Below are 24,702 nucleotides of genomic sequence, written 5' to 3' on the forward strand. Positions count from 1 at the left end.
TTAATTTGTCTGTNTNGAAGGCTGTGTGCCTTCGATGGAAGCAATAATAACCTTAGTTATCATTTCACGATTGATAATTAGTGCGATAACTGTGATCTGGCTAATTATCACTCCCGCGTTAACCGTTTATTTAGTCAGTTCAGCTGACAGGTAAGCACCGTTATCGACGCGTGCACCGGTGATTTTGTAAGAGGCACCCGCCTGTTTAGCCTGAGCAGCGATTTTGGCTTCTGCGCCATCCAGAGTTGAAGCGGAAGCGGTGATGCTCTGCGCGAAGCTGCCGAAAGAAACCAGTGACAGGGCCGCAACTGCAACGAAAGTTTTGATAGATTTCATGGTCAATTCCTCAGAGATAGTTTTTAGTGGGTGGGGCGTTGTGCCCCGATGTGAGAAAGAATAGACCTGTCGGCTGAGGAGTAAAAGCTGAGGGTTTTGCTGAAAGCGTTCAAAAAATTTGATTGAAATGTGTGCAATAAATTACGTCGCGACAACGATGGTAAAAACGATAGCGGCATAATTTTTTCTTTTTTTAGCAATATTTCTTTTGCTCATTCGTCTACCTCAACACAGGCAGTAATCCGCTAATGTGAAGAGAGGAATGACGATGAGAGATTTTGATATGCGTGGACGTCGGTTTGGTGGCCGTGGAATGGGTGGACACAGAATGGCTAAGCCATTGTTACTGGGTGCCGCACTGGTTGTGATACTTGGCTTGCTGGTGATGTCGCTGTGGAATGCGTTACTTCCCGCCATCATCGGAGTGAAAAGCATTGGCTTCTGGCAGGCGCTGGGGCTGTTGGTCCTGTGCCGTATCCTGTTTGGTGGCCTGGGCTTTCACGCTGGCATGTTCGGGCAGGCGCGTCGCCGCATGCACGAACGCTGGATGCAAATGACCCCCGAGCAACGCGAAGAGTTTATGCGTCAGCGCCGCGAAGGTTTTGGACGCCGTGATGCTCGCGGTCACTGTGGCTGGCGCGGGCGCTGGGATGACAATAACGATACCAGCAAATCCGCGGAAAACACCCCGCCTAAAACGCCGGAAGCTGAGTGACAGCCATGAAATCTGCCACGGCAAAGGAATCCCTGCTGATGTCAGCGATCGGTGCCTGCCGATCGCGGCTGAAATCCTTTATCAGCCGTCGTATACCGGTACGTGACGATGCGGAAGATATCCTGCAGGAAGTCACCTGGCGGCTGATGACGGTGGATCAGCCAGTGGAAAACGCCGTCGCCTGGCTGTTTCGCGCCGCCCGCAATGAAATGACCGACCGCTCACGCAAAAAAAGCGAGCTGCCTCTTTCTGCCTATTTTGGCGATGATGAGGCGGGCGACACGGCGGAAGATGAACTGGCGGAGACGCTTTTCGGTGTACCGAACACGCCAGAGGATGAATATCTGAAAGCGATGATATGGGCAGAACTGGGCGAAGCCTTAGCGGAACTTCCACCCGCGCAGCGGGAAGTGTTCGATAAAACCGAATTGCAGGGCTACAGCTATAAAGAGCTGGCAGAAGAGTCCGGGGTTAGCGTGCAGACATTGTTATCACGCAAACATAAAGCGGTGCTTTATCTGCGCACCCGGCTGCGCGATATCTATGATGAACTTACGGGTTAGCTCAAATCCGGCAAACCTTATGCAAAGACGGCAGTTGGTGTGCAGCGGCCCAGCTCTTACCATCGCATGACAATAAACGCCAAAAAGGACGTGTCATGCCCACTTTTCGACCGCTGCTGGCCAGCGCGTTGCTGCTCACAGCACTTATCTCCGCCTCTGTTCAGGCTGCCGAAACGCTGCGTATTGGTTACCAGAAATCCTCAACGTTACTGACGCTGATTAAGCAGCGTGGCGATCTGGATAAATCCCTTGCCGCCGAAGGCATTAACGTTAGCTGGCACGAATTTTCCAGCGGCCTGCCGTTGCTCGAAGCGCTTAACCTGAACAACGTCGACCTTTCCGCCGATGTCGCCGATACGGTACCCGTCTTTGCCCAGGCGGCTGGTGCGGATTTGACTTACTACGCGCGCGAAACGCCTTCCCCCAACGCGCAGGCGATTCTGGTCCCGGCGGACTCATCGATTAAAACGTTGCAGGATCTGAAAGGAAAAAGGATCGCCGTCACCAAAGCGGCGGGCAGCCATTATCTGTTGATCGCGGCGCTGAAACAGGCGGGGCTGGGATTTAATGACGTCAAAGCGGCCTGGCTGACACCGGCTGATGGCCGTGCGGCGCTGGAAAACGGCAGCGTTGATGCCTGGGTGACCTGGGAACCCTACGTCACCAGTGCGAAGGTGGAGCAGCACACGCGCGTGCTGACCAGCGGTGACGGTCTGGCAAGTTACCAGCGCTACTATCTGGTATCGACCCCTTATGCCAAAGCCCATGCCCAGGTGCTGAATACTGTGTATCAGGCACTGCAACAGGAAGCCGCCTGGCTGAAAGCCAATCCCGCCGCGGCAGCTAAAATCCTGTCGCCGTTGTGGGGCAACCTGCCCGTCTCCACCGTGGAACAGGCAAATGCACAACGCAGCTACCAGATCGAACCGGTGCATATCAGCAACCTCGCAGAACAGCAGAAAATTGCCGATGCGTTCTACGATGCGAAGCTGTTACCCAAACGCATCAATGCGCGTGACGTCGGGACCTGGCAGCCTGCCACCCATTAACGTTATAAAATGGCCGGAATCCGTGCTTCACGTTTTAACAAGCGTCCATTCCGGCCCTGCACTTTTCCGTCCTCATAACTCACCACGCCGTTGACCACCACCAGATCAATGCCCGGAGCCTGGCGGCAGGGGGCGCTATAAGTGGCAACGTCCTGAATACGGGTCATATCCACCAGGGTTAAATCGGCGAATGCCCCCTCACGGACGATGCCACGATCGCGCAGGCGAAAGCGTTTGGCAGACAGACCGGTCATCTTACGCACCGCCTCTGCCAGGTCGAACAATTTGAGGTCGCGGCAGTAGTGGGCCAGCACGCGCGGGAAGGTGCCCCACAGGCGCGGGTGTGGATTGGGATCGGCAGGTAAACCGTCGGAGCCCACCATCGACAGTGGATGGGCAAGAACCTGGCGCACATCCTCCTCACTCATCATATGGTAGATCGCCCCGGCCGGACGCAGGCGCTCCGTGGCCTGCCACTGATCGACACCCCATAGATCGGCGATTTCCTGCAAGGTCTTTTTCGCCATCTCCGGATGAGGCTCCGACCAGGTAATATAAATCTCCATCTTGCCGTCAACCCGCCAGGCATCCAGTGTGGTGGAGCTGCAATGGTAGGGGTAGCAATCACAGTTGCAGGATTGTTCGCTGGCGGCTTTTTCCAGCGCCGCCAGTGCCAGTGGCGCGCGGCCCCAGTTCCCCGCTCCGGCGCATTTAAGATGGGAAATGACCAGTTCCGCTCCGGCCTGGCGCGCAGTGGCGAATGATTCTTCCAGCGAGTCCAGCAAACCATCGTGTTCATTACGCATATGGGTGGTGTAAATCCCCCCCGTGACACCGACGATATCCACCAGCGGTTGCAACTCCGCCATCGGTGCCTGGCGGGCGTTGGTATAGGCTAAGCCGGAACTCAGACCGATGGCTCCGGCATCAAGCGCGTCCTGCAACGTCCCGCACATCTGCGCGAGTTCACTGCTCGTTGCCGGACGATCAAATTGCGTCATCACGTTGGCACGCAGCGCGGTATGGCCAATCAACGCCGCCACGTTCACACTCGGACTGGCCTCTTCCACCGCCGCGACATAATGCTGAAAAGTGGGATATACAAAAGCCTCTTTCTTCCCCAGCAGGTTCATCGGGTCGGGCGGCGCATCCGGCAGAACCACTGGCGACGCGCTGATGCCACAGTTGCCGACGATCACCGTGGTCACCCCCTGAGAAATCTTGGCGAGCATCTCCGGCTGATGAATCACATTGGTGTCATCATGTGTGTGGACGTCAATAAACCCCGGCATCAGGCAGCGCCCGTTGCCCTCAACCACGCGCTGCGCCCCCTGCCCGGTGAGCGAGCCGATGGCGACAATCCGTTCGCCCGCAACGGCCACATCCGCCATATAGGGTTCAGCACCGCTGCCATCCACCACGGTGACGGCACGAAACAGTAAATCAAAGGTCATGATTCAATCCTCCGGCCTGCGGCAAAATCCCAGCCTTTACCGGGCACCGCGCCCATCAGTTGTTGGGTATAAGGATGTTGCGGCGCGTCCAGTACATCACCGGCTGCGCCGTACTCGATCACCTTGCCGTGCTGCATCACCAGCACGTCATCACACAGCTGGGCGGCGACCCGCAAATCATGGGTAATAAATAAAATCGCCACCCCCAGCCGACGCTGGATGTCATCAAGCAGTTGCAACACCTGCGCCTGCACCGAAACATCCAGCGCGGATACCGCCTCATCCGCCACAATCACATCCGGCTCCATCGCCAGCGCACGGGCGATAGCGATACGCTGCCGCTGCCCACCGGAAAACTGGTGCGGAAAACGATCGATAGCGTCAGCAGGCAAACCGACCAGTTCCAGCAATGCCTGGCCACGCGCCCAGGCCTCGGCGAAAGAAACGCCGTGGTTCATCGGCCCTTCCACCAGGCTTTTGCCGATACTGATGCGAGGATTGAGCGAACGGTTCGGATCCTGAAAAATCATTTGAATGCGTTTGCGATGGGGTTTCAGCCCGGCGGGAGACAGCTCGGAAATATCGTTGCCGGTGATGCGTATCGCCCCTTCATCCGGCGTCAGCAGGCGCATGACGCAGCGCGCCATGGTCGATTTACCGGAACCACTTTCGCCCACAATGCCCAGCGTGCGGCCCCGTTTAAGGCTGAAGGTGACATCATCCAATGCGCGTGTTCCTGCGCGCCTTTTGCCAAACCAGCTCAGCAGCCCCCCTTGCGCCCGATAGATTTTCCCCAGCTCCACCACATCCAGCACCACCTGCGGGCTGATGGCTTTGCGCGCCGGACGCGGTGCCAGGCCGGGCACCGCCGCCAGCAGCGCTTTGGTGTAATCCTCACGCGGTTGTGACAGCACCTGCTCTAACGCGCCGGATTCGACGATATTGCCTTTGCGCATCACGCAGACGCGGTCCGCAATATCCACCACCACGCCCATATCGTGGGTGATAAACAACACGGCGGTGCCGTGCTTTTGCTGCAATTCACGGATCAGTTTGAGGATTTGCTGCTGGGTGGTGACATCCAGCGCCGTGGTCGGTTCATCGGCGATCAACAAGCGCGGTTCCAGTACCAGCGCCATCGCGATCATAATGCGCTGACGCTGGCCGCCGCTCAGCTGGTGCGGGTAAGCACCATAGATACGGGTGATATCCGGCAAATGGACCTGCGCCAGGGCATCCATCACGCGCACACGACGTTCTGCCGCACCCAGACCAGTGTGCGTCTGTAATACTTCATCGATCTGGCGTCCCACCGTCAGCACCGGGTTGAGTGCCGTCATCGGCTCCTGAAAAATCATCGCCATATGGCTGCCGCGCAGCGCTTTCTGACGGCTTTGGCTTACCTGCAACACATCTTCGCCATCGAGCAGGATGCGGCCACCGGTGACCTTCAGCGCGCCTTTTGGCAGTAAACCGAGGGTCGCCAGTGAAGTGACCGATTTACCCGAACCGCTTTCCCCCACCAGACAAAGCGTCTCTCCGGCACGGATACCGAAGGAGATATCCTGCAAAATCGGCACGCCCTGCGCGGTGTTCACCGACAGACGATCAACATGCAGCACCTCATGATGTTGTTCCGTCATTTATCGCCCCTTTTTTTCAGTCGCGGGTCGAGAGCATCGCTCACCACATCGCCCAGCAGGTTAATCGACAGGATGCACAGCGAAAGCAGCAACCCCGGCCACAACACCAGCGAGGGCTTCAGCTGGAAATAAAGGCGTCCCTCAGAAATGATGTTGCCCCACGTAGGGATTTCCGTGCCGATCCCCGCGCCGAGAAACGACAGAATCGCTTCGGTGAGAATCGCCGATGCGCAGATATAGGTACTTTGCACAATCAGCGGCGCCAGGGTGTTTGGCATCAGATGCCGGGTGAGTACCCGGAAGGTGGAGGTACCCGTCAGGATCGCCGCTTCCACATAAGGTTCTTCACGCGCCGATAGCACCCTGGAGCGGACCAGGCGCACCACCTGCGGGATCTCCGGCACCATTATCGCCACCATCACCGTCCAGATGCCCGCGCTGCTCAGTGAAACGATGGCGATGGCCAGCAGGATGCCGGGTATCGCCATCAGGCCATCCATCACGCGCATCACTATCGCGTCGAGACTGCGAAAATAACCGGCCAGCAGTCCGAGCGGCAGGCCAATCAACACGCTCATCAAGGTGACGCCCAGCCCGACCATTAACGAAATGCGTGCGCCATAGACCACGCGCGCAAACAGGTCGCGACCGTAGGCATCGGTCCCCAGCCAGTACTCCGCGCTGGGCGGTTTGAGACGAAACGCAGGTGACAACGCCTCAGGGTCATGGCTGGCAATCCACGGGGCGAAGATCGCCATGCAGACAATCAGCGTCAACGTGACCAGCGCAATGACCGATAACAGCGGGATGCGCGGCAGCGTTAACCAACGACGTCGGGGTGTTGGCAGCACCGCAGAAACAGGTTTAATCATGCTCATGCCTTACCCTCAGTAACGAATACGCGGATCGCTCAGCGCGTATGACAGGTCGATCAACAGGTTGATAATGACGTAGACCCCGCTGGTCAGCAGGATCATGCCCTGAATCACCGGGTAGTCACGGGCCAGCACCGCATCAACAATCAACCGGCCCAGACCGGGGATGTTAAACACGCTTTCCGTGACCACCACGCCGGAGATCATCAGCGCAAAGCCGGTGCCGATCACCGTCAGGATCGGGATCATCGAATTACGCAGCGCATGACGAAACAGCACATGGATTTCCGCTAACCCTTTGGCGCGAGCGGTGCGGATATAGTCTTCACCCAACACCTCCAGCACGCTGGCACGGGTCATGCGCGCCACCAGCGCGATATACACCGATGACAACGTCAGTGCCGGTAAAATGATGCGCTCGGCAAACGGCCACACCCCTTTGGTGATGCTGGTAAATCCCTGCACCGGCAACCATCTCAGCTCGATAGCGAACAGGGTTGCCAGCAGGTAACCAATCACAAACACCGGAATGGAGAAGCCCAGCACCGATGCCGACATCACCAGGTTGTCGACCCAGCTGCCGTGTTTCCACGCCGCCAGCACGCCAAGCGGCACGGAAATCAGGATGGTGAAGATAATCGCCACCAGCGCCAGACTCAGCGTCGGCTCCAGGCGTTGACCGATCATGGTCAGCACCGGGGTATGCGCCATCAGCGATGTACTGAAGTCGCCATGCAACAGTTGTCCGATCCAGACAAAGAATTGCTGATAAAGCGGCTGGTCCAGACCCAGATTGGCGCGAATCGCCGCCAGCTGCTGAGGCGTTGCCATATCACCGGCAATAATCGCCGCCGGATCGCCCGGCGACAGGCGCAACAACAGAAAAACAAACAGCGCGACCACCAGCATCACCGGGATTGCCGCCAGTACGCGGCGAATAAAATAACCAGCCACAGGAGCCTCCGAAGTTAGTGTTTAAATGCCTCTGGGTAGCGGCGCGATTTATCGCGCAATGTCGTGCACGCGACCGGAAAACCCGCGCAATAAATTGCGCCGCTACGGAATATGCCTTTGGCTTAATCAGTCGTCTTTCTCGACGTTCCAGAACACGGTTGAAGGCCCGGTCATCAGGTGGCTGACATGGTTACTCCACGCGGCGACGTCATAGAATTGCCCCAGCGGGATGTAGCTGACTTCGTCCATCGCATGCTTCTGGATCTCGACGGCAATTTCTTTCTGTTTGGCCGGATCGGTGGCGGTGGCAAAATCCACTTTCAGCTGGTTCATCTGCGGATCGGTCGGCCAGCCAAACCAGGCACCGTTACGACCACCGCCATCCAGCATCGGGTTGACCACCGGGTTCCAGATGGTTTCTGCGTTCCAGTAGGTGAAGAACATATTCCAGCCGCCCTGAGCGGGTGGGTTCGGATTGGCGCGGCGCGACACCAGCGTCTGCCAGTCCATCGGCTGCAAATCGACCTTGAAGCCCACCTTACGCAGCGCCTGGGCAGCGACCACCGGCTGGGATGCCTGGCTTGGTACATCGGTTGGCTGCATGATCACCACGGGTGTGCCGTCGTAACCGGCTTTCTTCAGCAGCGCTTTCGCCTCTTCAATATTGCCGCCGTTCAGCAGCGACTCGCCGCCCGCCTGGCTTTCCAGCGCCGTGCCGCAGCCGAATACCGATGCACACAGTTTGTAGTACTGCGGGTTGCCCACCAGCGCGTCGAGCACATCTTTCTGGTTCATCGCCAGTAAGGCCGCGCGGCGGATATCAGGATTGTTAAACGGCGGGTAGAGGAAGTTCATCCGCCCACCGGTCATGGAGCCGAGCTTGCTCAGGGTGCCGTACTTCAGATTCGGATCGGCCTGCACCATCGGCAGCAGGTCGATCGGCAGCTGCTCGATAAAATCGATATCACCGGAGGTTAAGGCATTAATCGCGGTCATGCGGTCAGGCATATTGATCCATTCAACACGGTCCACCTTCACCACTTTGCCACCCGCCGTGCCGCTGGCCGGTTCTTTGCGTGGTACGTAGCGTTTGAATTTTTCGTAAACCACGCGGTTGCCGGGATCAAACTCGCTGGCGACAAATTTAAACGGCCCGGAACCGGTGTAGTCGGTGATCATTTTGCCGTCCGGGGTGTTCGCTACCCTCTCCGGCATCATAAATGCCGCGACCGATGAGGGTTTCGCCAGCAGTTGCAGCACATAGCCGAAGGGTTTCGCCAGCTTGAGGGTGATGGTTTTGTCATCGGCAGCGGTGAGGCTCTCGACATATTTCATCATAAGCTGTCCGCCGACATCGTAACGCGCCCAGCGTTTTAGCGAGGCAACGCAATCGGTGGCGGTCACCGGTTTGCCGTCATGCCACAGCAAGCCATCACGCAGCGTGAAGGTGTAGGTCAGGCCATCGGGTGAAATTTTCCAGTCCGCCATTTGCGGCTGAGGCGTCTGCTTATCGTCCATGCCAATCAGGGTGTCGTAAATCATGTATCCGTGGTTACGGGTGATTTGCGCCGTGGTGGCAATCGGATCCAGTACCCGCAAAGAAGACGACATCACCACATGCAGGGTTTTCTCCGCTGCCATGACAGAGGGCGCGGCAATGGCGGCACTCAGGCCAACCGATAACAGACAAGCGATCAAAGTACGTGACGGAAATAGTTTCACTCTTAACACTCCAGTAGAAGGCAAACCCTGGTGTCGGGAAATGCGGTGTGTGCAATGTAAGGGGACAACGCAGGGCGTCAGCGCCCTGCTGCCGTCAGAGTGCCGCTGCTAAGGCATGCTCGATATAAAGCTGGCGTAAACGCAGAGTCAGTGGACCCGGTTGACCCGCGCCCACCGGCTGGCCATCGACATTGACGACCGGGTAAACAAAGGAGGTTGATGAAGTAATGAAGGCTTCTGCGGCGTCCCTGGCTTCATCGATAGTGAAGCCGCGCTCTTCCAGACACAGGCCATGTTCATTGATCAGGGCAATCAGCGCGCTGCGGGTAATACCCGGCAGCAACAGCTGAGACAGCTCGCGGGTGACCACTGCACCGGCGTGGGTAATGATAAAGGCATTGTTGGAGGTGCCTTCGGTAATCAGGCCGTCCTTAACCAGCCAGGCATCGTCAGCACCGCGCAGCCGCGCCTGCTCTTTCGCCAGGCAGGCGTACAACAGCTGGGTGGTCTTGATGTCACAACGGCCCCAGCGTAAATCCGGCAGGCTGATAATGTTCATTCCGCGCTCCGCCAGCGGGCTACCGAGGATATCTTTGGCCTGGGTATAGAGCACCAGCGTCGGCGGCGTGCCCTGTGCCGGAAACGCGAAGTTACGGTCTTCCACGCCACGGCTTACCTGCAGGTAAATCAGACCTTCATGCAAATCGTTGCGGGTAACCAGTTCCCGATGGATTGCCAGCAGCTGATCGTTATCAACCGGTAACGACAGCGCCAGCTCGCCCAGTGAACGGCGCAGACGCTTGAGGTGCTGCTCGAAATCCACCAGCCTGCCCTGCAATACCGCAGTCACCTCATAGATGGCATCGGCGAAGGTGAATCCCCGATCAAAGACCGAGATTTTCGCTTCATTTTCCGCAATAAACTCACCATTCAGATAGACGGTGCGCATGGCTCAATTTCTCCGGGTTAGGGGCGTTCCACGCCGGTCTGGCGTGTGATGATGCCGTAATGTTCAATGCGGCGATGACGGGCGAAATCGAAGATGGTGGTCTTGCCGAACTGACACAGATCCATGTCGCAACGGTGGGAGATCAACTCATCGCCCTGCCCACTGGCGCGTGCCACCACAAAGCCGTTCGGGTCCACGATGACGCTGCCGCCCATTAATGGGAAGCCATCTTCAACACCGGCTTTCGCGACGCCAACCACCCAGGTTGCATTCTGGTAAGCACCGGCCTGCATACAGAGTTCAGAATGGAACAGCCGTTTGGTTTCGCCTTCATCGCGCTCAAGGGAGTTCACGGAAGGGGTGTTGTAGCCCAGGGTAACCAGCTCCACGCCCTGCAACCCCATCACGCGATAGGTTTCCGGCCAGCGGCGATCGTTGCAGATACACATGCCCATGATCGCGCCCTGGTTTTCCCAGGTCGGGAAACCGAGATCGCCCGGTTCGAAATAGCGTTTTTCCAGATGCTGGAAATCACGATGTGGATCGTACTCAACATGTCCCGGCAGGTGCACCTTGCGGTATTTACCGACGATATTGCCCTGCCGATCGGTGACGATGGAGGTGTTAAAGTGTCGCCCTTCCGGGGTCAGTTCGGCGTAACCAAAGGTGATGGCAATGCCATGCTCGCGGGAGAAGTCGAACAGCGGACGCGTCACATCATTCGGCATTTCACGTTCAAACCAGCTATCAACTTCGTTCTGATCTTCCATATACCAGCGAGGGAAAAACGTTGTCAGCGCCAGTTCAGGAAACACCACCAGTTCGCATCCCTGCTGCCGTGCCTGTTCCAGTAATGCCAGCATGCGCTGGACCACGCTTTCTCTTGAGTCGCTTTTTTGGATTGCTCCCAACTGAGCACCGCCAATGACAATTTCACGCACGCACTTTTCCTCAACAAGACCGACACAGTGTCGTAAGGCCATTGTGTGAGGTTCAGGGCGGTCTGTCGTATACCAAAATGTGGGCCTTACTTAACCTAAAGTTAATCCATGTTGAACAGATGGAAGCCGCTGCTATCCAGCACCTTGCGCAGATGATCGATAAACACCTGCGCGAACTGCGCCAGCGGTTCGTGGCGCAAATGCACCAGGCTGATAGTCAGGCGTTCTTCGCCGAGAATCGGCAGCACCGCCATGCGTTCGGCCCCGGAGGCACGGAACGAGATTTCATCAACCACCGAGAAGCCAGTGCCGTTTTTTACCAGCGCACAGGCGTGATGCGGTGAATCGACATCAATACTCGGGCGATACGGCAGACCGACGCGTTCGAAAGCCTTCATCATAAAACTGTAGAACGGGGTATCCGTGGAGTAACCAATAAAGGGCGTCTCCGCCAGCGCCGCAGGCAACTCTTTGGCCGGTAACTGCGTCAGCGGATGATTGGCCGGGCACACCACCATCACGCGGATATAACTGAGGGGCACCGCACACAGATTAGGATGATCGATAGGAAACAAAGAGATACCCAGATCCGCGTGTTGATCGAGCAGCCGGTCCCGCAGCAGTCGGTGACGCAGGCATTCCAGGCTAACGAGGATGTTTTCGTTGCACTGCCTGAAAGCACCTATGGCATCTGGCACCAGTTGATGCCCCAGACTGGGGCTGCTGGCAATGCGCAGCACTCCCTGACGCTGCTGTACCAGGTTGTGCAGCGTGGTGTTAACGCGCTGAATATCGCGATACACCGATTCGACATCATTGAACAGGCTGCGCGCCTCCGGCGAAGGGTATAACCTTCCCTTAACCCGTTCGAATAAGCGAAAGCCAATACGTGCTTCCGTGTGGGACAACATACGGCTGACAGCGGGCTGGGACACAAACAACAGTTGCGCGGCACCATTAATCGAACCGGTAATCATAATCGCCCGAAAGACTTCAATCTGACGCAGATTAAGCGACTGCATTCGGTTTTCCTCTGAGGAATGGATAGCGTGTGCTGAGCTGCTAAACGCTTAACACCAGGTTATAGGTTGTTAGCAATTAGCATGCCAGGAGGCGTTCGCCTGCGGGGAAGTGCGCTGACAGCGGGGGTGTCGTCCGGTAATAATATGATTCGCAAGATTTTACCGGGACACTTACATACCCTGCTGTCAATGGGCACGCTGCCGATGTGGATCTGGTTTTGAAATCCATGCGGGCTGCGTTGGGAGAGGTTAGAGGCTACAGCCTTAATATGGCCTCTAATTTATTTATCTGACCTTGCCATTCATCTGGATTATCTTTTCTAAATTTCTCAAGGTGGAGTTGTTTCCATTTCACTGAAGGAAAATGTTGATAATCATAAATAGACCAATCCGGCTCCAGCCGGTTGAAGCCAAGCAAGAAGGCTTTGTCTTTCTCTGTCAGGCTGTGCCTTATTATCCTGATAATCTTATCTCGCGTTGCTTCATAATCCTGATAACTGAAGGGAATATCAGTCATGCCGGTAAATTGATTGTCAAAAGCACTTCGCTGATCCTGCAAGTGTGGATCAAGCATCTCGTAGGTAGGCCGATTGCTGCTGACCAACCCTAAAATGAATCCCTGCTTAATTTCTTCAGTGAAGCCTTCCGCTTCAAGTAACAACTTTACATCGAAAAGATCGCGGGGATGCTGCCGGTCCACTGCTGCACATAGTTTGCCACCATAAAGCTGAGCCATCGGGACAACCGGCATAGCACAAAAGGCGTCAAACAGTTCCTGCGCCTGGTCGCATAACGGCATTCTAACCGGCTCGGATAATAATCCCCGGCCAACCATATTGACTTCAATTTTTATCAGTACGTCATTCTCTGTTATGTGAAGTTTGCAAACATCTGCTCTGTGCTGAACCTTAATTGAATTTCTTAACGAAACAATATTCTCTGCTACACGAAGCAATGCGTTATTAATTTCAACCAGTGATTTTTCACGTTCTTCGATATGGATATAAGTGAGATCTATATCAACAGATAGTCTGGGCATTTCCCTATAGAAGAGATTTATTGCCGTACCGCCGTGCATGGCAAAACAACTTTCTTTAGCCACTTCGGGCAAGACATCCAACAGTAACTGAACCTGTTTCCTATATATATCCTTCATTACGCTATCTCCAGTTCCTTTGGCATAGTTATCTGATACTTAGGTATATAGATGCCATTAGGTACAATGGATCTCTTCCCGGTCCCTAAATCTATTTTTTCTATCTTCAGGTAGTTAAACCAGTCATGCCCTGCTTTATCAGCCATGTACAGGAACAATCGCTTCACTTTCACGGATGAGCAGTTTTCCAGCAACTTCTGCACTGACACTGGCCTCAGATTATTAAGCCCCTCCATCAGTTCATATACTTCCAGCAGAGGCTGATGCTCAGGAGCGAGGTACAGGCACTCCATTAAAGCACGGGCTGGACTGGAGATCTTGACCTTAAAGTCCTTATGTTCTATTTCAACCAGACCCAGATCAGAGGGAAGAAAGCTGGAAGCTTTCATGTCTATACGCAGACCCCAGTTATGGCTTTGGAACCACTTCGGAAGTTTCGCTCCTTGCGGGCCAAAGAGCATCACGCTTTTTTCTGACAGTCCCAAATAATGCGCGCGGCCTTGCAAAGCAAGGGCCGTTTTAGCCGCAGGATGTATTGCCATGCCCAGCTGTGATTGCAGCGCATAGATACCCCCGAGATAATCAACGTTATCGCCACTGCGTACCAACGCTCCAGAGCCAATCGATTCAAACCATTGGCTTTTTTTGTATTGCTTCTGCAAATCAAGGCTATATCCCTGATCTACCAGCCACGTAGTGGTCAGCGCCACGCCAGGAGGGATAGCACTCAGCAACAAGTTTATTTTTGATAATTTTTCGGTATTCATAATACCTTTATAGTACTTTTTTTAAACCCCGGCAAGATGCAAGGTTTAAAAAAAACAATTTTTAGGTATTTTTAATACCTGAAAATGATAAAATTTAAACCTCCTTATGAATAATCCACGCAATGCATTGATAAATATGGAAATAATAAGGGTATTATGGTTGCATATATCCGTAGCGGCGCGATTTATCGCGCAGGTTTTTGACAACAGATAGCCAATTTAAAAGACGCGCGATAAATCGTGCCGCTACGGAATGAACCTTAGAACTGGTATGTCATCCCCACACCGAAGCTATCATCGGTGGAGATCCCGAAGGGGGTATTTTTATCGAGTTGGTTGATTTTATAGTCGGTATAAACCAGAAAGTTTTTATTTAAAAAGTAGGCGACGTTAACATCCAGATACTTCGCCAGATAGACATCGCCATAGCCTTCAATTTCTTTTCCCTGTGACTGGAACCAGCCAATACCGGGAACGATACCGTTTTCGAAAACATAGCGCGAATAGACTTCGAAATTCTGGGTTTTGTTTGCAAAACCATAACCACGAATAGGCGTGATATTCTGGCCTTCCGAATATTTAATCGCGGCATAAAACTGGCCTGGATTATATTTGAACCCCAGCGCCCACATTTCAGCTCGCTCGCCATCGCCATACGCTAAGGCTTCCTGCGCCGCTGTGCGATGCGAGTTGCCATAAGCGGCCAGCACGGTGCCACCCCAGTCGAAACTATAACTGGCTGACGCGCCTGCACCCTCACCATTCGAGGTGTAAACGGTGCGGCCGCTGTTATTATTGCCTGCCCCGTTTTTCCCCTGATACTGCAAGGCAAAGTTAACATTATCAGAGAGGCCAAAAAAAGAAGTATTGCGGTAAGTCAGCACCCCGGTGGCGCGTCCGGTCATAAAGCCATCGGTGTAACTGTCTGTCAGATGGTCAAAGATCGGGGCATAATCCGTAATGCTGGCAACATCATATAACACGCCGTTATTTCTGCCGTAATCGATGCTGCCCCACTGATCATATTTCAGTCCGGCAAACCCGTAGCGGGTTTTATTGCCCTCATCACCTTCAGCTTCGGAATGGTTGGCCTGAATATTATATTCCCACTGTCCATAACCGGTGAGCTTATCATTAATTTTTGTTTGCCCTTTAAAACCTAAGCGCACATAACTGTTATCACCATCAACGCTGGTATCGTCGCTGAAATAATGTCTGGCTCTTACGCTGCCATAAAGATCCAGTTTGTTGCCATCTTTATTATAAATTTCAGCTCCCTGAGAGATTGCAGGCAGAACAACAGCCACCGCAAGCAGTGTAAATTTCATCACCTTCATTATTAATGCCTCATCATTTTTATTTTAAAAAGAGGTGGCGAGATGCCACCCAATTGCACTATTAACGGTTTAATGGACGGGGTTGCGCATCCTGTGGCAGCAATGAATGGTATGTCTCACCTTCCAGTTGCAATAGATGTTCCTCTTTGGCCTGGTTAATAATCGCCGGATTGGTTAGCACGCGAACCGCCGAGGCTGCCATTACGCTGCCTGCCAGTAACATGCCCTTGTGTGCATAAGAGGTTTTGCCCTGCGTGACCATTTGCCAGGAATGCGGTGGTGTGCCCCATGCGCAGGTCGCAATATAAACCTGCCCGACCGGCAACAGCCAGCTGACATCGCCAACGTCGGTAGAGCCATTAAGGAAATCAGGTTCGCGCCGCAAAGGGGTAATATCTTCGGATAATACCCGTCCTTTTTTCGTGACCTTACGTTTTTCCTCATCAGAAAATGTTGCCTGAATAGAAGCGGCAAAGGCCTTTTCTTCATCGCTGAAAGCCATCGGCCCGATCTTGTTCAGTTCTTCATCCATAATGCTTGCCAGCGTCACATTGGGGATGAGATCAGCAGAAGCCGCGTCAAATTCAATCGTCACCTGGGTGCCCGACATCAGCGCCGCCCCCCGGGCGATATCATGCACTCGCTCGGTAATATCCCGCACCTCATGCATTTTGGGCGAACGAACCTTGTAGAGAACATGCGCCTCAGATTGCACCACATTCGGCGCGTTACCACCGGCATTGGTGATGGCGTAATGCAGTCTCGCTTCGGGAATAATATGTTCGCGCAGGAAATTAGCACCGACGTTCATCAGTTCGACACCATCCAATGCGCTGCGTCCCAGATGCGGGCTAAATGCCGCATGGGTGCTTTTTCCTTTAAACAGATACTTCACCTGATTGGTCGCCAGCATGCGCGCGTTATACGCCAGGTTTTCATCCCAGGGGTGCCAGGTGAAGGCTACATCGACACCTTCAAACAGGCCAGCACGCGCCATAAATGCTTTGCCACCCCCTCCCTCTTCAGCCGGGCAGCCAAAGAATTTAATCGTCCCGGAGAGTCCGGTTTGTTCCATACAGGCTTTAGTGGCAAGGGCGGCCGCTAAGGCTCCCGCGCCTAACAAATTATGCCCACAACCATGCCCATTGCCGGACGGCACCACCGGCGAAAAATAGCTGCAATCTGCCTGCTGGCTGAGGGATGGCAGCGCGTCAAACTCGCCCAGAAAGGCCACAACCGGCTGACCGGCCCCAAAAGTCGCCACAAAAGCGGTTTCAATGCCGCCTGCCTGACGAATCACCGCAAAACCTGCGTCCTCAAGAGTCTGCGCAATCAGCGCTGCTGACTGTGATTCTTCATAGCGTACTTCAGCAAATTCCCAGACCTGGTCGCTGACCGAAATAATCTTTTCACGTTGTTTGTTCAGCGTGTCCTGAATAATGGCTGAATAATTCATAGGGCCTCTCTTATTAATGCGATGGATTCGAACGGGTTTCGGTATGAACCGGATTGTTCGAATGGGTAATGGAAAGCGCGATCAGACAGGTCACCACCGCGCAGGCGATAATCATCAAAAACGCCGTGGCATAATTCTGGTTGGTGAGCTTTAACAGATACCCGATCACCAAAGGGGAGAGAAACGAACCAATCTGCGCCACGGAGTTAATCAGGCCGGTCGCCGTTCCCACTGAAGCTTTCGGGTATTGCTTGATGATGGTGACGAAGACGCTGATGCTGATCGCGTTAAGGAAAATGTTGGAAAGTGACAGCCAGGCAAAGGCGATCGGCACTGATGAGGCGTTAAACATCAGCCAGATAAACAACGCAGATACCGAGGAACCGATAGCAATCAAAAGCTTCTCACGGCCCTGGAAAAACCGATCTAACAACCAGCCACAAACCAGAAACGAGATAAAACCCAGTGTAGGTGGCAGCATCGACCATGCCCCCATTGAGACCATGCTCATGCCCTTCACTTTAATCCAGTAAGACGGCAGCCATGATTGCAGCCCCCAAAACACGATATTGGTGAAGAAATAACAGGCGGCGATTTGCCATGTCAGCGGACGGGTAACAATTTCCAGCAGCCGTTTTTTTTCAGAGGTTTTATCGCGTTCCGGGCTGGCGGCCTTAGAAACGGTCTGACCCTCAGATGAAGAACGCAGCACCAGCCAGAGAACCAGGGCCAGACCCATGCCGAGGATACCCAGCACGAAAAACATCATGCGCCAGTTGAAGAAGGCAATCAGGGTGGTGACGACCACAGAACCCACGGCAAAACCAACCGACGCACCTGATTGCAGGAAAGACTTGGCCCTTGCCATTTTGCTTTTATCAAATTGCTGGGCAATGACGACAGAACTGCCCGAAGGAAAAACTGCTTCCCCCATACCCACAAAGAAACGCGACACCACCAGACCGAGGATCCCGGTCGCCATACCGGTACAGGCGGTGGCGACGGACCAGAGGCCCACCGCACCGGTCAGAATCGTTTTGCTGCCCAGCCGATCGACAAGATAGCCGCCAATCAGTTGCGTGATGGAGTAGGCGAGGAAGAATCCACTGATAATCATGCCCGTTTCATCAGAGGCCAGTCCGAATTCACCACTAATCGGAATGATGGCAATGTTTATCGCGGTTTTATCAATGAAGCCCACAACCCAACACAGAAACAATATGAAGATAATGACTTTATTTTTATTCTCTGCAATGAAGCCAGACATAGTTGACCCTCAAGTGGATAGCGATACCTTTTCTTCGCCCTTGCTACACTTGCAAAAAAAGTGAAAAATAACTATGTGTGAACACACATCAGAAAGGTTTATTTTATGTATGAAGATACACATAGCATCGCAGTGCCCGATCATGCATCAGCGATAACCTCAATTGTTCAGCGCTATTATTCGCAGGCGCAGGTTAATGTCAGCCTTTCGGCACGGCGTTATGATGATGCATTGAAAGATGCGGATGAAAACATTGATGAGCGCAACGAGTCATATATTCTTAGCCACCAAATCCGACCGCAGGAGATCATTATTGAAGCTGTGTGTCTTTATATTGACTCTCTGAAGATACATATTAAAAATATTAATATTGAAACTGAGAATTGCGTTGTACATGCATTAATCAATGACATCAAAGTGTACTTTCTCTCTGGCGTTATTAAGTATCAAAACTTTATGTTCAGAAAGGTCAGCGATAACACCTGGCATCTGGCCTCAGGTTTATCGCATGAAGTCATTTTGCAGCATGTGATTGAAGGCGCACTGAAAACCATTCCGCACAGTGATGCAGCGATTTTTCGTATCTACGATAAAGAAAAGAACCTGTTAATTCCGGTTGCGATGCTGGGGTTTGAGAATAACTATTATGAATACTCTGTCACACCGCAGCAGTCCATCTCCGGTAAAGCTTTCGAAAGCCGATCATCGATTTTAGTTAACTCCAGGGAAGAAATATTAAACAGTTTCACCGAACACTCAACAGTTCGTGAAGCGATCATGAAAAATAACCCAATCGCCAATGCCCTGTTATGTGTCCCGGTGTTAGATCAACAAACCTGTTATGGCACATTGACAATACTTTCCCTGAAACGGCATTCAGTATTTAACTCGCTGGCGGTATCCTTACTGGAAACCTTCGCCTCTCAGGTTGCATTGGCCTGGCGCAATGCCCGTTTATATGATGAGAAAGCCGCCAGTTTGCGTGAGGTGGAAACGCTCAAGTCACAACTCGAAAAACAAAACCGGTTGTTAAAGGTGAGCGTGGATCTCCATGCTGACATGATAAATTTATCGACCAAATTCAACAGACTAGATGAGTTCATCGAACAGCTCTCCGCCCGGGTGAATTCAGCCATGAGCTATATCGATATTCTTGGTCATCGTTATTTCAATGCCAGAAGCCAGCATTATACCTGGGATACGCTCTCTCACATCCATAAAGCTCATGACAATACCAGTGACGTGATCACCGATGGTGAATGCCTTATTTACCCTCTGACTAATGACGATTTCCTGGTTGGCTTTATCATTATCAATGGCTACGACATTGATGAATTGAATTCTGTTATCGCCGCACGAATCCGTGACTTCGTGGTGATGGAGATCATGAAACGAACCAGTGCGGTTATTATCACTCACAAAAAGATCGCCTTTATCTTTCAGGAGATCATCCGCTATGGGTTATCTGCTAAGCATGAACGCAACCTGCTTGATATCGGTTTTCATTTTAAAAGCTGGATAATGTGTATCAGATTATCGCCCTTCAACACCACACTGAATGACCTGGCCTTTATCACCATAAAAAATCATCTGGTCGGCAAGACAGGGCTCAATCATTCAGCGTTCTATGTCGAAAATGATGAGGTTGTTATATTTCATTCAGATAACGTGAATGGCAAACTGAGTGTTATTGAAGAAAAAATACGTGGGGACCACTATCTTCAGCATAATTTTCAGGTTGGACTAAGCCCCATCACCACCAAAGAAAAGATTATTATCAGCCACCAACAGGCTGGTACGGCACTGGATGTACTCAAAACCCGGCAGCGCCCCGGTATTCTTAATTTTAGCAATACCGGCATTGAAAGATTATTTACTAAACACAACAGTGAAGAACTCAAAACATTTGTTTACGATATCCTTGCTCCGGTATTGGACACCGGCGATAAAGGGGCCGTTTTAATCGCCACCTTGCGGTCATATCTTAAAAACAGCCAGTCAACCGTGCTGACAGCCAGGGAGCTGAATATTCATATTAATACGCTTTACCAACGGCTGCGAAAATTTGAATCACTCACCAATCTGAGTCTTGCCAATCCAGATGATTTTCTTATGATAAGCCTGTCATGTCATATGAACCGGATTTATTCCTGATGCGCACAGATGGCCAGGTTAATGGCCATCTGCCGTTATATCCCTCACCACCCGGCATAGGCTTTGATTTCGGCATCCGTTACCTGTGGTGCTTTACGAATGGCCAGCGCCAGTTTTTCAATCGCGTAGTCGATTTCATCAGAGGTAATAATTAGCGGCGGTGTAATCTCCAGCACATTGCCACCCACGTAATACACCACCAGACCTTCTTTCCAGGCCTGATACACCACTTTCTGCGCCAGAATACGGTCCGGTCTTTGGCTGCCATCAACAGCGATTAACTCCACGCCAATCGCCAGACCATGACCACGCACATCCCCGATAACCGGGAGATCCTTCGCCAGGTCACGCAGCATCTGCATAAAGTACTGACCGGACTGGGCGGCACGCTGCGGCAGTTCCTCCGTTTCCAGCACATTCAGCACCGCACGCCCAACGGCAGTACAGATGGGATTGCCCGCAGTGGTTAACAAAGCATGGGCGGCGGGTCCGCCGAGGATTTCTTTGGGACCCACCGTGGCTGAGAGCGGTAAACCGCCACCCAGCACCTTACCGAAGGTCACAATTTCCGGCGCGATATTCTCATGCTGGAAGGCGTGCAGCAGCCCGGGGCGGCCCAGCCCCATTTTGACCTCATCGCAAATCAGCGGCACACCAGCGTTGATACATAACTGGTGTAATCCGGCCAGAAAACCTGCCGGGGGCACCACCATGCCACCATCGGATAAGATGGGTTCGACAATCACACAGGCCACATCCCCCTGCTCCAGCTGGGCCTGCACTTCGTGCAAACTGGCTTCCACGCTGGCCTTAACCGGGTCTTTGCCCGCGATATGCGGGCGGAAGGGATTGGGATAGGTCGCGAGGTAAAGATCGGGATCGGCGGCACTGCCTGCCGAAATATGCACCCCTGAAACCTTCATTGCCAGCCCAATGCCGCCATGGTAGCCATGGGCAAAGGCTACGACTTTGCGTTTGCCCGAGGCCAGGCGACAGGCGCGCAGCGCGACATCGTTGGCATCACTGCCAGCGTGACCAAGGTAGACGCAGCGATCCCCTTTGCCCGGTGTGATCGCCAGCAAATCTTCGGCCAGCCCGACGGAATCAGGATGCACCGCCGACAGCCCTCCGGCTCCGGCCGGTGTCTGCGCCGCTTTCATCATGGCTTCGGTGATTTTGCGGTGCCCGTGCCCCAGACCGCAGGCCGTCCAGGTCGCCGACAGATCGAGCAGTTTTCGTCCTCCCACTTCGGTTAACCAGCACCCTTCACCTGATGCAACCGTCAGCGGGAAAAAACGCAGTTTTTCAATCCCAGCAATCGATTGCGCATCACGCTGATAAAGCGCCTCCGCTTCTGGCGGAAAAATAGCCTGACTCATACTGACTCCTTCTGTGGGATAGCAGTGGTGAGGGGTTCAGCCGGAGCGGAAAACTCTTCCGATAAGGACAAACCAATATTTCGCACCAGACGCGGCGCTGAGACAATGATGGTCAGTCCGGCGATACACCAGTAGAAAGCCACCAGCGCCGGGCTAAATAAATCTTCCTGACCTACCACGTTGTAATAGAGGGAAACGACCATGATGACGATGCCCAGCACCGGCAATAACAGCTCCCATTTAGGGATGTTCTGGCCCATGCGGGTGATAAAGTTGATGACGCCTGACTCAATCATCAGATAGGTAATCATCAGACAAACTGAGCCGATCACCGCAAAATAGAAGTAGGCGTCAATCGCGCTGTTGCCCGTGCCCATCGAGGGTTTACCCGTCAGCCAGGCGGCAACGTCCACCAGCAAACTTACGACTAAGACTAACGTCAGCGCATTACGTGGTTGATGGGTTTTGGCCGAAACCTCGGCAAAACAGCTGTGACCAAAGCCATCGCGCGCTAAAGCAAACAACAGGCGGCTGGAGGTTGCGGCAGCGGAGAGATTGGCAGCAAACGCGGACATCATAGCGGTGAACAACATGCACAGCGAAAACACCGTGCCGACATAGGTTTGCGACAGCGTACCCAGCGAGTTAGCGGAATTTTTAAAGGCATTCAGCCCGGCCTCACTGGTGCCAAAACCCAGGGTCTGCACATACATCATGCCAACAAACAAAATCCCGGTCAGCACGATGGAACCCAGCAACGCCAGCGGAATGTTACGTTGCGGGTTTTCTGTTTCCTCTCCCAGCGTAGCGCAGGCTTCAAAGCCCGCCCAGGAGAGAAACGCCGCCACTACCGCCGCCATCACCGCCTGGAAACTGACACCATTCAGGCTGAACAATGAAGCATGTTGTTCGGTGGTTGCCGGTTGATGGATGATAATGACCGCAGCCAGCACCAGCATCAGGATGATCCCCACCCCTTCAATCACCATCAGCACGCGCGCCACGGTCTGCCCATCACGCGAGTTCAGAATCCAGCTAAAAACCACCCCGACCGCCGCGGTGACAATCCACGGAATCTCAATATGTGAGGCAGGAAATAACGCCTGAAGGAACGCATTGGTAAACGCGCCTAAGGCCGCCAGGGTGGCAATCGAGAAGAACAGATAGGTTCCCATAATGGCAAAACCGGAGAAGAATCCCGCGCGTGGGCCGATGGTTTTGCCCACCAGACCATAGGCGCTGCCCGCATGGTTATAAAAGCGCGTCAGGCGGATAAAGCCGTAGGCGATAAGCGCAATCCCCACCAGACCCAGCACAAAAACGATAGGCAACGCTTTCCCAACTGAATCAATTAATCCCTGTGCATTGCCGGACATGGCTAAGGTCGGTCCTACCATGCCCAGCGACAGGGCCAGTGCTTCCCAAAGCTTTAAATTTCGCTTTTTATTTGGTGCATTATTCATCTCTCTCACCCTCATACAACGTGATTGTTTAGCGAGTTGTTAATGGGTTTCCCCGGTGTTGGTCAGGCAAAAATGGTGCAATTTTTCGGTCACACGGACCATGCAAAGCGGAACTTCTCAGTGGTGGTTTTTAATGGCAGATGGCCATAACTTTCGTGTTCATGACGACGCACCGCAATCAATGCGCCCAGCAGTTCCGGACGGAACAACGCCTGAGCCAGCTCGCTGCGCTCCAGCCGGGTCAGGGCATCAGCCTGCGAATAAATCAGACGCTTGATCTGTTTCTCACTGCGCTGTTGTTCAGAGAAATCGGCGGGGGCGGCCTGGGTGGCCTCGGGCAGAGGCATTGACTGAGTTTGCCCTGCCAGTGCCATACCGAGCACCGCGCCACAGGCGATATAGGGATTCGCCGAAGGGTCAATACACTTCACTTCCAGATGGGCGCCGTAGGGATTTGCTGGATTTGCGGCACAGTAACGTACCGCCGCCTCGCGATTTTCCAGTCCCCAGCAGGCATAAGCACCGGACCAATGTCCCGGCTGAAGGCGATCGGCGGAAAGTACCGAAGGGGCCAGCAACGCCACCAGCTCAGGCAAATAGTGGACAATCCCGGCAATTAAATTGCCCCCTTCCGCCGTGATGCCATAAGCACCCTCCCCACCAGCCAGTAACGGTTTGCCCTGACGGGTAAAGGAGAAATGCAGATGCGCGCCATTGCCAGCCCCGCCGTCAAACGGCTTCGGCGAGAAACTGATCCTTAACTGATGCTTGCGCGCGATACGGCCCAGCAGAATGCGCGTCAGAACCAGCCGATCAATGGCGGTCACGGGATCTGCCGGGGCGAGTGACAATTCATACTGGGCGGTGCCATATTCCGCATGAAACTGCTCAAGGCCGACTCCGGCTTCACCAAGCGTGTTCACGATGTCATTAACCGCAGCTTCTCTGTCCAGCAAAGCCCCCATGCCGTAGGCATGCCAGTGACCGACTGATGCATCTGCGTCTTCCGGCAACAGATAAAACTCCAGTTCACCCGCCGCCAGGGTCTCAATGCCCGCCGCCTGCAGGGCTTCAACCTGGCTGCGCAGGAAATGGCGTGAGCACCACGCCGCGCGTTCGCCCTCCTGTTCAAAGACATCAACAGGTGCCCAGCAAAATCCATCCTTCAGCTTCACCAGCGCGGAAAGATCAGCACGCAGGCGATCGTCACCCACCGCCGAAAACGCCGGGATCCAGGCGATGGCATTATCGGCGCAAAATAACGCCCAGGATGGAGAAGCGCCGACACCGGACTGGCTGATGGTTTTCAGGCGAGTGACCGGAATGGACTTGCCACGAATCACGCCAGCGGAATCCACCAGGCTGGCAAACACAGTGGCAACACCACTCGCGATAAGACTTTCACATTGAGAATCAATGGATTGATTATTTTCTACTGCCGCTACTTTATCCATTACACCGAAAACTCCCGTCTGCTATTTACTGATGACCGCGCTTGAG

At 53.6% G+C, this 24,702-nt stretch carries 21 protein-coding genes; 4 read left to right on the top strand and 17 right to left on the bottom strand.

Annotated features, from left to right (window positions below):
- Window positions 1-126: 126 nt before the first annotated feature.
- The gene (locus CUN67_RS28115; protein ID WP_013508023.1) at window positions 127-336 is read right to left on the bottom strand and encodes a YdgH/BhsA/McbA-like domain containing protein; all 210 of its coding nucleotides are present in this window, start codon (window positions 334-336) and stop codon (window positions 127-129) included.
- Between the two features lie 268 nt (window positions 337-604).
- Between CUN67_RS28115 and CUN67_RS28120 the strand changes: the two genes are divergently transcribed.
- From CUN67_RS28120 to CUN67_RS28130, 3 genes are all read left to right on the top strand, one after another.
- Complete coding sequence (locus CUN67_RS28120; protein ID WP_208718734.1) at window positions 605-1,051, top strand: hypothetical protein; 447 nt, start codon at window positions 605-607, stop codon at window positions 1,049-1,051.
- Window positions 1,052-1,056: 5 nt separating this feature from the next.
- A complete protein-coding gene (locus tag CUN67_RS28125) occupies window positions 1,057-1,614 on the top strand; it encodes an RNA polymerase sigma factor (protein WP_208719573.1) in 558 nt (185 codons plus the stop codon).
- A 95-nt stretch (window positions 1,615-1,709) separates the two neighbouring features.
- The gene (locus CUN67_RS28130) at window positions 1,710-2,663 is read left to right on the top strand and encodes an aliphatic sulfonate ABC transporter substrate-binding protein (protein ID WP_208718735.1); all 954 of its coding nucleotides are present in this window, start codon (window positions 1,710-1,712) and stop codon (window positions 2,661-2,663) included.
- Between the two features lie 2 nt (window positions 2,664-2,665).
- Here the strand turns inward: CUN67_RS28130 and CUN67_RS28135 are convergent, their stop codons facing one another.
- The 13 genes from CUN67_RS28135 to CUN67_RS28195 form a co-directional block, all read right to left on the bottom strand.
- Entirely contained in the window at window positions 2,666-4,117 is a 1,452-nt protein-coding gene (locus CUN67_RS28135; RefSeq protein ID WP_208718736.1) for an N-acyl-D-amino-acid deacylase family protein, read from the bottom strand.
- Window positions 4,114-5,760: an ABC transporter ATP-binding protein gene (locus tag CUN67_RS28140; protein WP_208718737.1), complete on the bottom strand. Its 1,647-nt coding sequence runs from the start codon at window positions 5,758-5,760 to the stop codon at window positions 4,114-4,116. The genes CUN67_RS28135 and CUN67_RS28140 overlap by 4 nt, the downstream gene beginning before the upstream one ends.
- Window positions 5,757-6,638 (bottom strand): ABC transporter permease, encoded by an 882-nt coding sequence (locus CUN67_RS28145; RefSeq protein WP_208718739.1) that lies wholly within the window; start codon window positions 6,636-6,638, stop codon window positions 5,757-5,759. The genes CUN67_RS28140 and CUN67_RS28145 overlap by 4 nt, the downstream gene beginning before the upstream one ends.
- Before the next feature lie 9 nt (window positions 6,639-6,647).
- Window positions 6,648-7,589, bottom strand: a complete 942-nt coding sequence (locus CUN67_RS28150) for an ABC transporter permease (protein ID WP_208718741.1) — start codon at window positions 7,587-7,589, stop codon at window positions 6,648-6,650.
- A 126-nt stretch (window positions 7,590-7,715) separates the two neighbouring features.
- On the bottom strand, window positions 7,716-9,311 hold the full coding sequence (locus CUN67_RS28155; protein WP_208718742.1) for an ABC transporter substrate-binding protein: 1,596 nt from the start codon (window positions 9,309-9,311) through the stop codon (window positions 7,716-7,718).
- A gap of 94 nt (window positions 9,312-9,405) precedes the next feature.
- Entirely contained in the window at window positions 9,406-10,260 is an 855-nt protein-coding gene (locus CUN67_RS28160; RefSeq protein ID WP_208718744.1) for a D-amino-acid transaminase, read from the bottom strand.
- Window positions 10,261-10,277: 17 nt separating this feature from the next.
- A complete protein-coding gene (locus CUN67_RS28165; protein ID WP_208718746.1) occupies window positions 10,278-11,201 on the bottom strand; it encodes an N-carbamoyl-D-amino-acid hydrolase in 924 nt (307 codons plus the stop codon).
- Between the two features lie 101 nt (window positions 11,202-11,302).
- Entirely contained in the window at window positions 11,303-12,223 is a 921-nt protein-coding gene (locus CUN67_RS28170; protein WP_208718748.1) for a LysR family transcriptional regulator, read from the bottom strand.
- 256 nt (window positions 12,224-12,479) lie between these two features.
- Window positions 12,480-13,379, bottom strand: a complete 900-nt coding sequence (locus tag CUN67_RS28175; RefSeq protein WP_208718750.1) for a nucleotidyl transferase AbiEii/AbiGii toxin family protein — start codon at window positions 13,377-13,379, stop codon at window positions 12,480-12,482.
- Window positions 13,379-14,146, bottom strand: a complete 768-nt coding sequence (locus CUN67_RS28180; protein ID WP_208718752.1) for a type IV toxin-antitoxin system AbiEi family antitoxin — start codon at window positions 14,144-14,146, stop codon at window positions 13,379-13,381. The genes CUN67_RS28175 and CUN67_RS28180 overlap by 1 nt, the downstream gene beginning before the upstream one ends.
- Before the next feature lie 260 nt (window positions 14,147-14,406).
- Complete coding sequence (locus CUN67_RS28185) at window positions 14,407-15,477, bottom strand: porin (protein WP_439332305.1); 1,071 nt, start codon at window positions 15,475-15,477, stop codon at window positions 14,407-14,409.
- A 67-nt stretch (window positions 15,478-15,544) separates the two neighbouring features.
- Complete coding sequence (locus CUN67_RS28190) at window positions 15,545-16,939, bottom strand: amidohydrolase (RefSeq protein ID WP_208718756.1); 1,395 nt, start codon at window positions 16,937-16,939, stop codon at window positions 15,545-15,547.
- Window positions 16,940-16,952: 13 nt separating this feature from the next.
- Window positions 16,953-18,206 carry an MFS transporter gene (locus tag CUN67_RS28195; protein WP_208718758.1) on the bottom strand — a complete coding sequence of 418 codons (1,254 nt, stop codon included), beginning with the start codon at window positions 18,204-18,206 and terminating at the stop codon, window positions 16,953-16,955.
- A 105-nt stretch (window positions 18,207-18,311) separates the two neighbouring features.
- Between CUN67_RS28195 and CUN67_RS28200 the strand changes: the two genes are divergently transcribed.
- Entirely contained in the window at window positions 18,312-20,360 is a 2,049-nt protein-coding gene (locus tag CUN67_RS28200) for a GAF domain-containing protein (protein ID WP_208718760.1), read from the top strand.
- A gap of 44 nt (window positions 20,361-20,404) precedes the next feature.
- On the opposite strand, the gene CUN67_RS28205 is transcribed toward CUN67_RS28200, so the two are convergent.
- The 3 genes from CUN67_RS28205 to CUN67_RS28215 all read right to left on the bottom strand — a co-directional run bounded on the left by CUN67_RS28205 (window position 20,405) and on the right by CUN67_RS28215 (window position 24,656).
- A complete protein-coding gene (locus CUN67_RS28205; RefSeq protein WP_208718762.1) occupies window positions 20,405-21,739 on the bottom strand; it encodes an aspartate aminotransferase family protein in 1,335 nt (444 codons plus the stop codon).
- The gene (locus CUN67_RS28210) at window positions 21,736-23,202 is read right to left on the bottom strand and encodes an APC family permease (RefSeq protein WP_208718764.1); all 1,467 of its coding nucleotides are present in this window, start codon (window positions 23,200-23,202) and stop codon (window positions 21,736-21,738) included. The genes CUN67_RS28205 and CUN67_RS28210 overlap by 4 nt, the downstream gene beginning before the upstream one ends.
- Window positions 23,203-23,291: 89 nt before the next feature.
- Window positions 23,292-24,656, bottom strand: a complete 1,365-nt coding sequence (locus CUN67_RS28215; protein WP_208718766.1) for a glutamine synthetase family protein — start codon at window positions 24,654-24,656, stop codon at window positions 23,292-23,294.
- Window positions 24,657-24,702 lie beyond the last annotated feature (46 nt).

The sequence above is a fragment of the Pantoea cypripedii genome, from assembly GCF_011395035.1.
GTDB classification, from domain to species: domain Bacteria; phylum Pseudomonadota; class Gammaproteobacteria; order Enterobacterales; family Enterobacteriaceae; genus Pantoea; species Pantoea cypripedii_A.

Bases quoted from the DNA above. Each gene is read 5' to 3' on its own strand.
- CUN67_RS28115 (WP_013508023.1), bottom strand. From the start codon at position 336: ATGAAATCTATCAAAACTTTCGTTGCAGTTGCGGCCCTGTCACTGGTT.
- CUN67_RS28120 (WP_208718734.1), top strand. From the start codon at position 605: ATGAGAGATTTTGATATGCGTGGACGTCGGTTTGGTGGCCGTGGAATG.
- CUN67_RS28125 (WP_208719573.1), top strand. From the start codon at position 1,057: ATGAAATCTGCCACGGCAAAGGAATCCCTGCTGATGTCAGCGATCGGT.
- CUN67_RS28130 (WP_208718735.1), top strand. From the start codon at position 1,710: ATGCCCACTTTTCGACCGCTGCTGGCCAGCGCGTTGCTGCTCACAGCA.
- CUN67_RS28135 (WP_208718736.1), bottom strand. From the start codon at position 4,117: ATGACCTTTGATTTACTGTTTCGTGCCGTCACCGTGGTGGATGGCAGC.
- CUN67_RS28140 (WP_208718737.1), bottom strand. From the start codon at position 5,760: ATGACGGAACAACATCATGAGGTGCTGCATGTTGATCGTCTGTCGGTG.
- CUN67_RS28145 (WP_208718739.1), bottom strand. From the start codon at position 6,638: ATGAGCATGATTAAACCTGTTTCTGCGGTGCTGCCAACACCCCGACGT.
- CUN67_RS28160 (WP_208718744.1), bottom strand. From the start codon at position 10,260: ATGCGCACCGTCTATCTGAATGGTGAGTTTATTGCGGAAAATGAAGCG.
- CUN67_RS28170 (WP_208718748.1), bottom strand. From the start codon at position 12,223: ATGCAGTCGCTTAATCTGCGTCAGATTGAAGTCTTTCGGGCGATTATG.
- CUN67_RS28175 (WP_208718750.1), bottom strand. From the start codon at position 13,379: ATGAAGGATATATATAGGAAACAGGTTCAGTTACTGTTGGATGTCTTG.
- CUN67_RS28180 (WP_208718752.1), bottom strand. From the start codon at position 14,146: ATGAATACCGAAAAATTATCAAAAATAAACTTGTTGCTGAGTGCTATC.
- CUN67_RS28190 (WP_208718756.1), bottom strand. From the start codon at position 16,939: ATGAATTATTCAGCCATTATTCAGGACACGCTGAACAAACAACGTGAA.
- CUN67_RS28195 (WP_208718758.1), bottom strand. From the start codon at position 18,206: ATGTCTGGCTTCATTGCAGAGAATAAAAATAAAGTCATTATCTTCATA.
- CUN67_RS28200 (WP_208718760.1), top strand. From the start codon at position 18,312: ATGTATGAAGATACACATAGCATCGCAGTGCCCGATCATGCATCAGCG.
- CUN67_RS28205 (WP_208718762.1), bottom strand. From the start codon at position 21,739: ATGAGTCAGGCTATTTTTCCGCCAGAAGCGGAGGCGCTTTATCAGCGT.
- CUN67_RS28210 (WP_208718764.1), bottom strand. From the start codon at position 23,202: ATGAATAATGCACCAAATAAAAAGCGAAATTTAAAGCTTTGGGAAGCA.
- CUN67_RS28215 (WP_208718766.1), bottom strand. From the start codon at position 24,656: ATGGATAAAGTAGCGGCAGTAGAAAATAATCAATCCATTGATTCTCAA.